Source organism: Flavicella sp. IMCC45537, from assembly GCF_057197705.1.
The window spans coordinates 68,364-82,647 of the sequence record NZ_CM170067.1 but is presented as its reverse complement, the minus strand read 5'-3'; the positions used below and the strand labels follow the sequence as shown (position 1 = coordinate 82,647).

The following is a 14,284-nucleotide window of genomic DNA, read 5'->3' as shown; positions in this document are numbered from 1 at the left end:
GATGAAAATAGCATTATTAGGATACGGAAAAATGGGACAAACAATTGAGAAAATTGCTTTGGACCGAGGACATGAAATAGTATTAACCATTGACAAAGACAGTCCAGAATATGATATTTCTGTTGCTGATGTTGCAATCGATTTTAGCATTCCTAACTCTGCAGTATCAAATATTAGTAATTGCTTGAACAATCAGGTTCCGATTATCTCAGGAACGACTGGATGGTTAGATAGTTTTGATGAAATGAAAACCTTATGCTCAGAAAAAGAAGGTGCTTTTATCTATGCTTCAAACTATAGCCTTGGAGTTAATATCTTTTTTGAACTGAACAAGCAATTAGCAAGAATGATGTCTAACTTAGATCAGTACAACGTTTCTATGGAAGAGATACATCACAAACAAAAATTAGACGAACCAAGTGGTACTGCTATTACCCTTGCGGAAGGAGTGATAGAACACACTAAAAACACGCAATGGGAATTAGATAAAGCAACTCAAGAAAACAGTATCCCAATTTCAGCGATTAGAAGTCCTGAGGTTCCAGGAACACATTTAATTACTTATGATTCTATAGTAGATAAAATAGACATCAAACATACTGCTCATAACAGACAAGGTTTTGCTTTAGGAGCCGTTGTTGCAGCAGAATGGATTATTGGTAAAAAAGGAGTTTTTTCTATGAAAGATGTTTTAGGAATTTAACAAACCCATAACAATCTAACTCCGAATATTTAAGCACCTTTGAAAAAAACCAACTTATGACTTTTACGGCATGGCTAGTGGTAATCCTTGTAATCCAAGGAATTCACTTTTTAGGAACATGGAAATTATACCAAAAAGCGGGACGCAAACCTTGGGAAGCTATAGTTCCCATATATAACGGCGTGGTATTGATGCAAATAATTAACCGACCTAAATGGTGGGTGGTTTTATTATTCATTCCTGTGATTAACTTGATTATGTTTCCTGTAGTTTGGGTTGAAACCTCAAGAAGTTTTGGTAAAAACACTACTATTGATACGATTCTGAGTATTTTCAGTCTTGGGTTTTATGCGTACTATTTAAACTATGCAGCCGATGTAAGTTATATCGAAGACAGAAGTCTTACTCCTAAAACCGAAGTTGGAGAATGGACAAGCTCTATCCTTTTCGCCATAGTAGCCGCTACATTGGTACACACCTATGTAATGCAACCCTACACCATTCCTACTTCTTCCTTAGAGAAGTCTTTATTAGTGGGAGACTTTTTATTTGTAAGTAAGTTTCATTATGGAGCAAAAACACCAACATCATTGATTGCAGCTCCTATGGTACATGATACATTACCATTCATAAAATCAAAATCTTATGTTTATAATGATGATCCTAATCAGAAAAACTCATTTTTAAACAAATTTCAGTTACCCTACTTTAGATTACCAGGCTTTCAGAATATAAAACGAAATGAAATCGTTGTATTTAACTGGCCAGCAGATACTGTTAGACAATTTTTTACGCAAGATCGAAAATTTGCAAAACCAATTGACAAAAAATCTAATTATGTAAAACGTTGCGTAGGAATCGCAGGTGACTCTTTAGAAATAAGAGATGGGCATATCTTCATCAACGGTGAACGTTCAATTTTACCAGAACGTGCAAAACCTCAATTCTATTATACAGTAGATACCGATGGTAAAAACATGAGTGATAACATGATTTACAACACCTATCACGTTCGCCCGGGCGAAGCTAGAACCTCTTATAAGGAATACGTTCTTCCATTAGCTTATGAAAAACAACTTTACAATAAGTTCGGAAAGGATTACCTTCAAAACAGAAAGTATTTGTTGAATTTAGACGAAAAAAATGCGGCTAAATTGAAAAAAAATAAACAAATCAAAAGCGTTACAAGAAATATTCAACCTAAGGGTGAAGCAGAAGCTGTATTCCCATCAGTTGACATGAAATGGAATAAAGACAATATGGGACCTATCTATATCCCTGAAGAAGGTAAGACAGTCTCTTTAGATTTAAAATCTTTAGAATTCTATAAAAAGATAATTACGGAATACGAACATAATACACTTACAGTTGAAGGAAACTCAATTTTCATCAACGGGCAAGAAGTTACTTCTTACACTTTCAAACAGAATTATTACTGGATGATGGGGGACAATCGTCACAACTCGGAAGATTCTAGATATTGGGGGTATGTACCATTTGACCATGTAGTAGGGAAACCTGTATTTGTATGGTTCAGTTGGGACACCTATGGTCAGGGACTAAATAAAGTTAGATGGGATAGACTGTTTACAACTGTCCACGGTAAAGGTCCTTTAAAATCTTACTTCTACTATTTCCTAGGTTTAGTGATCCTTTATATTGGCTATGGTCAATACAAAAAAAGAAAATCATAAAAATTAGAGTCCCTGCATGAAACTCTTTCAACCAACATACTTCTCTCCAATTGCACAATATGCGGCAATTTATGGGGAGAAGCATATTGCTTTTGAATTCGAAGATAATTATCAGAAGCAAACTTATAGAAATCGCTGTTATATTGCTGGACCCAATGGAAAACAGCTTCTAAACATACCGGTCAAACACGGTACTTCTTCAAGAAAAACAAAGAAGATTCAAATCGATTATGACAGTTCCAAATGGTATGACAATCATATCAAATCCCTTCAAGCCGCTTATAGATCCTCTCCTTTTTACGAATTCTATGAGTCAGATATCATTGCTATCTTTCAAAAAGAAAACAAATACCTCATTGACTTAAATATTAGCTTTCATAATTTCATTTTAGAATCTCTTCAAGAAGAAACCTCCTATGAACGGACCCATGAATTTTCTTTAGAGAACAACAACGACTATAGGTTTTTAGCTCATGCCAAACAAAAAGTAAATTGGGACTTCCCTAACTATATCCAAATGTTTGATGCCAAACATGGATTTCAACAAAACTTGAGTATTCTAGATTTATTATTTATGGAAGGACCAGCTTCCTACAAATACCTACAATCTATAAACCAAATGAATCCGTAGGTTAAGCTTTTGTAAAACTACGCTCTGTTTATTAATAAATATTATAAATTTTCTATATATTTATAAATTAACAAATGTTATCGAAAACAACCCTAAAGATCTACGAATGAACGAATTACATCAATTCATGAATAATATATCTCCATTATCTGAAGATTCTTTTCGGATATATATGGATATGTGTGAGGAGAAAACATATAAAGCAGGTACCGTATTAACAGAAATTGGAACTATTCCAGATCATTTATATTTTATACAAACAGGTGTAGCTAGGTCCTATAGCGAAACTGAGAAAGGTGTTGAATACATAAGATCTCTTATCAGTACTTATAATATTTTGGCAGCTACGGAAGCTCTAATAACGAGACAACCTAGTAAAATTGCGTGTCAATGTTTAACAGATTGTACCGTTCTAAGAATTAATTATAATATGCTTGTTCAAAAGTGCAAGGAAAACCAAGAAATTGCTGCCTGGTACACAAGAACAGTTGAATTACACTATGCTCATTTACAAAAAACAAACGATGAATTATTGACATTAAATGCAACACAACGTTATTTGATTCTTCAAAAAAGAATCCCAAATATCGATAATTTAATCAATCAATATCACATTGCTTCAAGATTAGGTATCACTCCAATCCAATTGAGTAGAATTAGAAAAAAACTTTATAGCAAATAATAAAAAAGCCGTTACATCATGTAACGGCTTTTTTTTGATATTATCTAATCAACTTTTTATACTTGATACGTTTTGGCATCAAATCTCCACCCAAACGTTTCTTTTTATTCTCTTCATATTCCGAGAAACTTCCTTCAAAAAAGTAAACCTGAGAATCCCCTTCAAAAGCTAAAATATGTGTACATATTCTATCCAAGAACCATCTATCATGCGAGATTACTACAGCACATCCAGCAAAGTTCTCTAATCCCTCTTCTAAAGCTCTCAATGTATTTACATCCAAGTCATTTGTTGGCTCATCCAAAAGCAAAACATTTCCTTCTTCCTTCAGCGTCATTGCTAAATGCAATCTATTTCGCTCCCCTCCGGATAAAGTATTTACTTTTTTATTCTGCTCTGATCCACTAAAATTAAATCTGCTTAGGTATGCACGTGAATTCACCATTTTACCACCCATCATTACCAAATCTTGCTCATCTGCAAAGTTTGCCCAAATGGAACGCTCAGGATCAATATCCGAATGTGATTGGTCTACATAGGCAATCTTAGCTGTTTCTCCAACTGTAAATTCACCACCATCTGCTTTTTCTTCACCCATGATCATTCTAAAAATAGTAGTCTTACCAGCACCATTAGGACCAATAATACCAACAATTCCATTCGGTGGTAAGCTGAATTCTAAATTGTCATAAAGCAATTTATCACCAAATGCTTTAGAAACCCCTTTCGCATCAATAACATTTGATCCTAGACGAGGTCCATTAGGAATGTAGATCTCTAATTTTTCCTCTTTTACTTTTTGGTCTTCATTCATCAATTTATCATAACTCGCCAAACGAGCCTTAGATTTTGATTGACGTCCTTTAGCACCTTGTCTTACCCATTCCAACTCACGCTCTAATGTCTTCTGACGTTTAGAAGCCGTTTTGTCTTCCTGTGCCATACGCTGTGATTTTTGATCTAACCAAGAAGAATAGTTTCCTTTCCAAGGTATTCCTTCTCCTCTATCCAATTCTAAAATCCAACCAGCGATATTGTCTAAGAAATATCTATCATGCGTTACAGCTATCACAGTTCCTTTATATTGAGCTAAATGATGCTCTAACCAATGTACAGACTCAGCATCCAAGTGATTGGTAGGCTCATCCAACAACAGCACATCTGGTTGCTGCAACAACAAACGACACAAAGCAACTCGACGTCTCTCCCCTCCAGATAAAACTGAAATTAATTTATCAGGTTCTGGAGTACGCAATGCATCCATTGCTATTTCTAATTTCGTATCTAATTCCCAAGCATCAGAAGCATCTATTTGATCTTGTAATTCTGCCTGACGGTTCATCAATTGCTCCATCTTGTCCGCATCAGAATATACTTCTTCTAAACCAAACTGATCATTGATTTTATTATACTCATCTAGCACAGCTACTGTTTCCGCAACTCCTTCTTTAACAATATCCAATACAGTCTTAGATTCATCTAATATCGGTTCTTGCTCTAAAAACCCAACAGAATATCCAGGCAGAAAATTAATATCTCCTTGATAATTCTTATCTACTCCTGCAATAATTTTTAATAAGGAAGACTTACCCGATCCATTCAAACCTAAAATACCAATTTTGGCACCATAGAAAAAACTTAAATGAATATTTTTTAAAACTTGTTTTCCTGTACTTTGATAGGTTTTACTCAAACCCGACATGGAAAAAATGACTTTCTTATCGTCTGACATATAGTGTGTTTTTTTACTAATTATTTATTTATTTTTCTATTAAATCAACCCATGCTGTTTCAAACCGAGTAAAGAATTAAGGTTTACAAATATCGGAAAATGCAATGATAATTGCTACAAACACAAAATTAATAATTCCATTTCAATTTAAAAAAGACATAAAAAAAACCTAACGCAAAATACATTAGGTTCAATTCATAAAATATATTTTTTATGCCTGCCCTGTTGGACCAAAATTCATTGGAATAGGAGTTTCTTCAGGTTCATTAATTTTTCCATTCGCAGCTTCAAATCTTTTGATATTCTCAGCTAAGGCCTTGGTCAACCTTTTTGCATGCTCAGGTGTTAAAATAATTCTAGATTTTACTTTTGCCTTAGGTGTCCCTGGCATTACATTGATAAAATCAACTATAAATTCTGATACCGAATGATTTATGATAGCAAGATTCGAGTACGTTCCTTCTGCAATTTTCTCATCCAATTCAATATTTAATTGTCCGTCTTTTTTCTGTTCTTCATTCATAGGTTAAAGATATGTATAAACTGTTTTAAAAAAAAGATTGGTCCACAATTTCTCGTGAACCAATCCTTATGTATTATAAATTAACCAGGTTAATCTTAATTAAAACTTTCTTCGATTTCCTCTTTAGGACCTACGATCAAGTTATTATAAGAACGCATACCTGTACCAGCAGGAATTCGTTTACCAACAATAACATTCTCTTTCAATCCTTCTAAGTTATCTACTTTACCGCTTACAGCAGCCTCATTCAATACTTTTGTAGTTTCCTGGAAAGAAGCTGCAGAGATGAATGATTTAGTCTGTAATGACGCTCTTGTAATACCTTGTAAGATTTGCTCTGCTGTTGCAGGTCTAGCCTCTCTAGCTACTACTAAATCTTTATCTTCACGACGTAATAAAGAGTTTTCATCTCTCAATTTACGAGCAGAAATAATTTGTCCAGCTTTCAATTCTTCAGAACCTCCAACTTCTTCAACTACTTGCATTCCGTAGATAGCATCATTTTGTTCGATAAAGTCATTTTTATGAACCAAAGCATTCTCTAAGAACAATGTATCACCAGAATCAATAATTCTAACTTTACGCATCATTTGACGTACAACTACTTCAAAATGCTTGTCATTAATTTTTACCCCTTGCAAACGGTAAACTTCTTGTATTTCATTTACCAAGTACTCCTGTACTTTTGCTGGTCCCTGAATTTTAAGAATATCATTTGGAGTTGTAGCCCCATCAGATAACGGCATACCTGCTTTGATAAAGTCGTTCTCTTGAACTAGGATTTGATTAGAAAGTTTCACTAGATACTTTTTAATATCTCCTAATTTAGATTCAACGATAATCTCACGGTTACCACGTTTAATTTTACCGAATGAAACAACACCATCAGTCTCAGCAACTACAGCTGGGTTAGAAGGGTTACGTGCTTCAAATAATTCAGTTACACGAGGTAAACCTCCTGTAATATCCCCTGCTTTACCAGATTTACGAGGAATTTTCACTAAGACTTTACCAGCCTCAACAACATCTCCATCATCCACCATTAAGTGTGATCCTAAAGGTAAACTATAAGAACGTAATGCCTCACCGTTTTCTCCTTCAATAATCAATGCAGGAATAATTTTCTTATTCTTAGATTCAGTAATTACCTTTTCTTGGAATCCTGTTTGTTCATCAACTTCTACGGTGTAGTTAATTCCTCTTTCAACATTATCAAAGACGATCTTTCCACCGAATTCAGAAACAATTGTTCCGTTAAATGCATCCCATTGACACACAACTTCTCCTTTTTTGATTTTCTTCTTTCCTTTTACGAAAACATGAGAACCATAAGGTATATTGTTTGAACTCAATACCAATCCTGTTACTTCATCAACAATCTTAATTTCAGAAGTTCTAGAAATCACGATATCAACCATGTTTCCTTGACCATCTTCACCTTTGATTGTATTAAGATCTTCTATTTCAACTTTACCGTCAAACTTAGCAATCAACTTATTGTCCTCAGAAATATTTCCGGCAACCCCACCAACGTGGAATGTTCTTAATGTTAACTGAGTACCAGGTTCACCAATAGACTGTGCTGCAATTACACCAACAGACTCTCCTCTTTGAACCATTGTACGAGTTGATAAACTCTGACCATAACAACTAGCACAAATACCAGTAGTTGCCTCACAAGTTAATGGAGATCTCACTTCTACCGTATCAACACCTGCTAATTCAATTTCTTTAGCTACTTCATCAGAAATTAATGTTGAAGCTCCTAAAATTACATCTTTAGTTACTGGGTGAACTACATCATGCAATGTAAAACGTCCAACAATTCTTTCGCTTAATGATTCAACGATTTCATCGTTTTTCTTTAATGGAGCAACTTCTAATCCTCTTAATGTACCACAATCATCTTCATTGATAATTACATCTTGAGAAACATCAACTAGACGACGTGTTAAGTAACCAGCATCCGCCGTTTTTAAGGCAGTATCGGCAAGACCTTTACGCGCACCGTGTGTTGATATAAAGTATTCCAAAATTGATAAACCTTCCTTAAAGTTAGAAAGAATTGGATTTTCAATAATTTCTCCACCAGAAGCTGTAGACTTTTTAGGCTTTGCCATCAATCCACGCATTCCTGTTAATTGACGAATTTGCTCTTTCGATCCACGGGCTCCAGAATCAAGCATCATGTATACCGAGTTAAATCCTTGTTGATCCTCTCTCAAACGCTTCATTGACAATTCTGTCAAACGGTTGTTAGTAGATCCCCAAATATCAATAACTTGGTTGTAACGCTCTTTATTCGTTAACATACCCATGTTATAGTTCGCCATGATCACCTCTACCTCTTCATTGGCAGCGTCAATCATACTTTGTTTTTCAGCAGGTATAATAATATCTCCTAAACTAAATGATAAACCACCTTGGAATGCGAATGTGAATCCCATTGTTTTAATATCATCTAAGAATTTCCCCGTTGTAGGAATATCAGTCGCTTTTAAAATACCACCAATAATATCTCTTAAATTCTTTTTAGTCAATACTTCATTGATATAACCAGCCTTTGCAGGAACAACTTCATTAATCAATACTCTACCAACAGTAGTTTTGATAATTTTTGTTACCTGATCTCCGTTTTCATCAATATCCTGAGTTCTTACACTAATTCCAGCATTCAAGTTAACTTGCCCTTCATTGTAAGCAATATTAACTTCTTCTGGAGAATAGAATGTCAAACCTTCCCCTTTAATTGGTACTTCAGGAGTTGAAATTCTTTCCTTAGTCATATAGTACAAACCAAGTACCATATCCTGAGAAGGAACTGTTACTGGAGCACCATTGGCTGGATTCAAAATATTATGAGATGCCAATAATAACATCTGAGCCTCTAAAATAGCTTCAGGTCCTAATGGCAAGTGTACCGCCATTTGATCCCCATCAAAATCCGCATTGAAGGCGGCACAGGCTAATGGGTGCAATTGAATCGCTTTACCTTCAATCAATTTAGGTTGGAATGCTTGGATTCCCAAACGGTGCAACGTAGGTGCACGGTTTAGCAATACTGGATGTCCTTTTAAAACATTCTCCAAAATATCCCAAACTACAGGTTCTTTTTTATCTATAATTTTCTTTGCAGATTTTACAGTCTTAACAATACCTCTTTCAATCAACTTACGGATTACGAAAGGCTTGTATAGTTCTGCTGCCATATCTTTTGGCAATCCACATTCAGACAATTTCATTTCTGGTCCAACAACAATTACAGAACGTGCAGAATAATCAACACGCTTTCCTAATAAGTTTTGACGGAAACGACCTTGTTTACCTTTTAATGAATCTGATAAAGATTTCAAAGGTCTATTAGACTCTGTTTTTACTGCAGAAGCTTTACGTGTGTTATCAAATAATGAATCAACTGATTCTTGCAACATACGTTTTTCATTACGTAAGATAACCTCTGGTGCTTGAATTTCCATCAAACGCTTCAAACGGTTGTTACGTATTATTACTCTACGGTATAAATCATTTAAATCAGAAGTCGCAAAACGACCACCATCTAAAGGAACCAACGGACGTAATTCTGGCGGTATTACTGGAATCGCCTTCATAATCATCCAAGCTGGATTATTTTCTCTATTTTTTGCAGAATCTCTAAACGCTTCAACAACATTCAAACGTTTTAATGCCTCTGTCTTACGTTGTTTAGATGTTTCTGTATTTGCTTTGTGACGTAACTCATAAGACAAACTATCTAAATCGATACGATCTAATAAATCAATCAAACATTCAGCTCCCATCTTAGCGATGAACTTTTCTGGATCTGAATCGTCAAGATATCTGTTTTCCATTGGAATTGTTTCCAAGATATCCAAATACTCTTCTTCTGTTAAGAAATCCATTTTATTCAATGGTGTTCCATCCAAATTAGAAGCAGCACCTGCTTGAATTACTACATAACGCTCGTAGTAAATGATCATATCTAACTTCTTAGATGGCAATCCTAAAAGGTATCCCATTTTGTTAGGTAACGATCTAAAGTACCAAATATGAGCAATTGGCACCACTAAATTGATATGTCCTACTCTATCTCTACGTACTTTTTTCTCCGTAACTTCTACTCCACAACGGTCACAAACGATTCCTTTGTAACGAATTCTTTTGTATTTTCCACAAGCACATTCAAAATCCTTGATAGGACCAAAAATACGCTCACAAAATAAACCATCTCTTTCAGGCTTATGTGTACGGTAATTTATTGTTTCTGGCTTTAACACCTCTCCCTTAGAGACATCTAAGATAGATTCTGGTGATGATAAACCAATTGATATTTTACTGAATTTTTTTACAGTGTATTTATCTTCTTTTCTTGCCATGGTAAATGGATTCGAATTTAAAATGTAAATATTATTTTCCCGATCTGACTCTATATAATGGGTAGCAAAGATTACTCTTTACTACCCTATAATATTTAGTCCTCTAATCTAACGTCTAATCCTAAACCTTTCAGTTCATGCATTAATACGTTAAATGATTCAGGTAAACCTGGCTCTGGCATTTGCTCTCCTTTCACGATTGCTTCGTAAGTTTTAGCTCTTCCCATTACATCATCAGATTTAACTGTTAAGATTTCTCTCAAGATACTAGAAGCACCATATGCCTCTAATGCCCATACTTCCATCTCTCCAAAACGTTGACCTCCAAATTGAGCTTTACCTCCAAGTGGTTGTTGCGTAATCAATGAGTAAGGTCCGATTGAACGAGCGTGCATTTTGTCTTCAATCATATGCCCTAGTTTGATCATATAAATAACCCCAACTGTTGCTGGTTGATCGAAACGCATTCCAGTTCCACCATCATAAAGATACGTATGTCCAAATCTTGGCACTCCTGCCTCATCTGTCAATCCGTTGATTTCATCTAATGATGCACCATCGAAAATCGGAGTCGCATAAGTCTGACCTAACTTTTGTCCAGCCCATCCTAATACTGTTTCATAAATCTGACCAATATTCATACGAGATGGTACCCCTAATGGGTTCAATACGATATCAACTGGTGTTCCGTCTTCTAAGAATGGCATATCTTCTGCTCTTACAATACGAGCTACAATACCTTTATTTCCGTGACGTCCCGCCATCTTATCACCAACTTTCAACTTACGTTTCTTAGCAACATAAATTTTAGCCAATTTTAAGATTCCTGCTGGTAACTCATCCCCTACACTAATAGTAAATTTACTACGACGTAAGGTACCTTGTAAATCACTTACTTTAATTTTATAATTGTGAATTAACTCACCAATCATATCATTTAAAGCCTCATCCGTTGTCCAAGAACCTTTTGTTAAGTGCGTATAATCATTTACAGAGTTCAACATCTTCAATGTATACTTTTTACCTTTAGGGAAAACATCTTCACCTAAATCATTTTGTACACCTTGAGAAGTTTTTCCAGTAACAAGGTTGAAAAGTTTTTCAATCAATGAATCTTTTAAAGATTCAAATTGAACTGCAAATTCATTCTCTAATTTTGCAATTTCTTCCTTATCTCTAGTTCTCTTAGACTTATCTTTAACAGCTCTCTGGAATAACTTTTTATCAATTACAACACCTCTTAATGATGGAGAAGCTTTTAATGATGCATCTTTTACATCACCTGCTTTATCACCAAAGATAGCACGTAATAATTTTTCCTCAGGTGTTGGATCAGATTCACCTTTAGGCGTAATTTTTCCAATTAAAATATCACCTGGCTTCACCTCCGCACCGATACGGATCATTCCATTTTCATCTAAATCTTTTGTAGCCTCTTCAGACACATTCGGGATATCATTAGTTAACTCTTCGTTTCCTAATTTCGTATCTCTAACGTCTAATGAATATTCATCAATATGAATAGATGTAAATATATCCTCTCTAACTACTCTTTCAGAAATTACAATCGCATCCTCAAAGTTATACCCTTTCCAAGGCATAAAGGCTACTTTCATATTTCTACCAAGTGCTAATTCACCTTTTTGTGTAGCATACCCCTCACAAAGAACTTGACCTTCTTCTACTCTATCACCTTTTCTTACAATAGGCTTTAAGTTAATGTTAGTTCCTTGGTTGGTTTTTCTAAACTTAATCAAGTCATAAGATTTCTCATCAGTATCGAAACTTACAAGTCTCTCTTCTTCAGTTCTATCATACTTGATCGTAATTTTATTAGAATCTACATATTCAATCACACCAGCTCCTTCTGAGTTGATCAAAATTCTAGAATCCTTAGCAACTCTTCTTTCCAATCCAGTTCCTACAATAGGAGCTTCAGGACGTAATAATGGTACCGCTTGACGCATCATATTCGATCCCATCAATGCACGGTTGGCATCATCATGTTCCAAGAAAGGAATTAAAGATGCAGAAATAGATGCAATCTGATTTGGAGATACATCCATATAGCTTACTTCTGTAGGAGAAACAACTGGATAATCAGCCTCTTCTCTAGAAATAATTTTCTCTGCAACAAAGTTTCCTTCTCCATCTAACGGAAGGTTAGATTGAGCAAATTTATGACCTTCTTCTTCCTCAGCACTTAAATAGATAGGCTCATCTTTGATGTTTACCACACCATCATTTACTTCTCTATATGCAGTTTCAATAAAACCAAGGTGATTCACTTTCGCATACACTGCTAAAGATGAAATCAAACCAATATTTGGTCCCTCTGGTGTTTCAATAGGACATAAACGACCATAATGTGTATAGTGTACATCACGCACCTCAAACCCAGCTCTTTCTCTTGAAAGACCACCTGGTCCTAAGGCAGATAATCTACGCTTATGTGTAATCTCTGCTAATGGATTCGTTTGATCCATAAATTGAGATAACTGATTTGTTCCAAAGAAAGAATTTATCACTGAAGATAAAGTTTTCGCGTTGATCAAATCAATAGGAGTAAATACTTCATTGTCACGAACATTCATTCTCTCACGAATTGTACGCGCCATTCTTGATAAACCTACTCCAAACTGGCTTGCTAATTGCTCACCAACAGTTCTTACACGACGGTTAGATAAGTGATCAATATCATCAACTTCTGCTTTAGAGTTGATCAATTCAATCAAATATTTTACTATCGTAATAATATCATTTTTAGTTAAAACTTTTGCGTCTAACGACTCATCAAGCTGTAACTTTTTGTTCATTCTATAACGACCAACTTCACCTAAATTATAACGTTGTTCTGAGAAGAACAATTTGTCAATAATTCCACGTGCAGTTTCCTCATCAGGCGGTTCAGCATTACGCAACTGACGGTAAATATGCTCAACAGCTTCCTTCTCAGAGTTCGTTGGATCTTTTTGAAGCGTATTGTGAATAATAGCATAATCTGCCATCTCATTATCTTCTTTATGCAACAACACTGTTTTTGCTCCAGAATCAATAATCTCTTCGATATGTTCTTTTTCAAGAATAATATCTCTATCTAAAACAATTTCGTTTCTTTCAATAGATACCACTTCTCCAGTATCTTCATCAACGAAATCTTCATGCCAAGATTTCAATACACGAGCCGCTAATTTACGACCCAAAATTTTCTTTAAACCACTTTTAGATACTTTCACCTCTTCTGCAAGGTCAAAAATTTCTAAAATATCTTTATCTCTTTCAAATCCGATAGCACGGAATAAAGTAGTAACTGGTAATTTTTTCTTTCTATCAATATAAGCATACATTACTTGATTGATATCAGTTGCAAATTCTATCCAAGATCCTTTAAAAGGAATAACTCTTGCTGAGTATAACTTGGTTCCATTTGCATGGAATGATTGCCCAAAGAATACACCAGGAGAACGGTGTAATTGAGATACTACTACACGCTCTGCACCATTGATCACAAAGGTACCTGAATCTGTCATATAAGGAATTGTTCCTAAATATACATCTTGTACAATTGTTTCAAAATCCTCATGCTCAGGATCAGTACAATATAATTTTAAACGTGCTTTTAAAGGTACACTGTGTGTTAAACCTCTTTCGATACATTCTTGGATAGAATATCTAGGTGGATCTACAAAGTAGTCTAAAAATTCTAATACAAAGTTGTTTCTTGTATCTGTAATTGGGAAATTGTCCATGAAAGTTTTGTACAAACCTTCATCACTTCGCGAATCTGCTTTCGTTTTTAACTGGAAAAAATCTTGGAAAGATTTAATCTGGATATCCAAGAAATCAGGATAGTCCGTAGCTAATTTTGCCGATGCAAAGTTTATTCTTTCAGTACTATTTTTCGTTGCCAAAGGAGAAAAAATTTTAGTTAAAATTCTGTGTTAAA

At 34.9% G+C, this 14,284-nt stretch carries 8 protein-coding genes; 4 read left to right on the top strand and 4 right to left on the bottom strand.

Going from position 1 to position 14,284, the window contains the following annotated elements:
* The first annotated feature begins 1 nt into the window (after position 1).
* The 4 genes from dapB (at position 2) to AC2DGP_RS00375 (ending at position 3,710) form a co-directional block, all read left to right on the top strand.
* On the top strand, positions 2-703 hold the full coding sequence (gene dapB / locus AC2DGP_RS00390) for a 4-hydroxy-tetrahydrodipicolinate reductase (RefSeq protein ID WP_484491055.1): 702 nt from the start codon (positions 2-4) through the stop codon (positions 701-703).
* Positions 704-759: 56 nt separating this feature from the next.
* Positions 760-2,397 carry a signal peptidase I gene (gene lepB / locus AC2DGP_RS00385; protein WP_484491054.1) on the top strand — a complete coding sequence of 546 codons (1,638 nt, stop codon included), beginning with the start codon at positions 760-762 and terminating at the stop codon, positions 2,395-2,397.
* Between the two features lie 16 nt (positions 2,398-2,413).
* Complete coding sequence (locus AC2DGP_RS00380; RefSeq protein ID WP_484491053.1) at positions 2,414-3,028, top strand: WbqC family protein; 615 nt, start codon at positions 2,414-2,416, stop codon at positions 3,026-3,028.
* Positions 3,029-3,134: 106 nt separating this feature from the next.
* Positions 3,135-3,710 (top strand): Crp/Fnr family transcriptional regulator, encoded by a 576-nt coding sequence (locus AC2DGP_RS00375; protein ID WP_484491052.1) that lies wholly within the window; start codon positions 3,135-3,137, stop codon positions 3,708-3,710.
* 40 nt (positions 3,711-3,750) lie between these two features.
* Here AC2DGP_RS00375 and ettA read toward each other — a convergent pair whose 3' ends face one another.
* From ettA to rpoB, 4 genes are all read right to left on the bottom strand, one after another.
* A complete protein-coding gene (gene ettA / locus AC2DGP_RS00370; protein ID WP_484491051.1) occupies positions 3,751-5,442 on the bottom strand; it encodes an energy-dependent translational throttle protein EttA in 1,692 nt (563 codons plus the stop codon).
* A 211-nt stretch (positions 5,443-5,653) separates the two neighbouring features.
* The gene (locus AC2DGP_RS00365; protein WP_484491050.1) at positions 5,654-5,965 is read right to left on the bottom strand and encodes a DUF3467 domain-containing protein; all 312 of its coding nucleotides are present in this window, start codon (positions 5,963-5,965) and stop codon (positions 5,654-5,656) included.
* 95 nt (positions 5,966-6,060) lie between these two features.
* On the bottom strand, positions 6,061-10,338 hold the full coding sequence (gene rpoC / locus AC2DGP_RS00360) for a DNA-directed RNA polymerase subunit beta' (protein WP_484491049.1): 4,278 nt from the start codon (positions 10,336-10,338) through the stop codon (positions 6,061-6,063).
* 95 nt (positions 10,339-10,433) lie between these two features.
* Complete coding sequence (gene rpoB / locus AC2DGP_RS00355; protein WP_484491048.1) at positions 10,434-14,249, bottom strand: DNA-directed RNA polymerase subunit beta; 3,816 nt, start codon at positions 14,247-14,249, stop codon at positions 10,434-10,436.
* Positions 14,250-14,284 lie beyond the last annotated feature (35 nt).

Bases quoted from the DNA above. Each gene is read 5' to 3' on its own strand.
- dapB (WP_484491055.1), top strand. From the start codon at position 2: ATGAAAATAGCATTATTAGGATACGGAAAAATGGGACAAACAATTGAG.
- lepB (WP_484491054.1), top strand. From the start codon at position 760: ATGACTTTTACGGCATGGCTAGTGGTAATCCTTGTAATCCAAGGAATT.
- AC2DGP_RS00380 (WP_484491053.1), top strand. From the start codon at position 2,414: ATGAAACTCTTTCAACCAACATACTTCTCTCCAATTGCACAATATGCG.
- AC2DGP_RS00375 (WP_484491052.1), top strand. From the start codon at position 3,135: ATGAACGAATTACATCAATTCATGAATAATATATCTCCATTATCTGAA.
- ettA (WP_484491051.1), bottom strand. From the start codon at position 5,442: ATGTCAGACGATAAGAAAGTCATTTTTTCCATGTCGGGTTTGAGTAAA.
- AC2DGP_RS00365 (WP_484491050.1), bottom strand. From the start codon at position 5,965: ATGAATGAAGAACAGAAAAAAGACGGACAATTAAATATTGAATTGGAT.
- rpoC (WP_484491049.1), bottom strand. From the start codon at position 10,338: ATGGCAAGAAAAGAAGATAAATACACTGTAAAAAAATTCAGTAAAATA.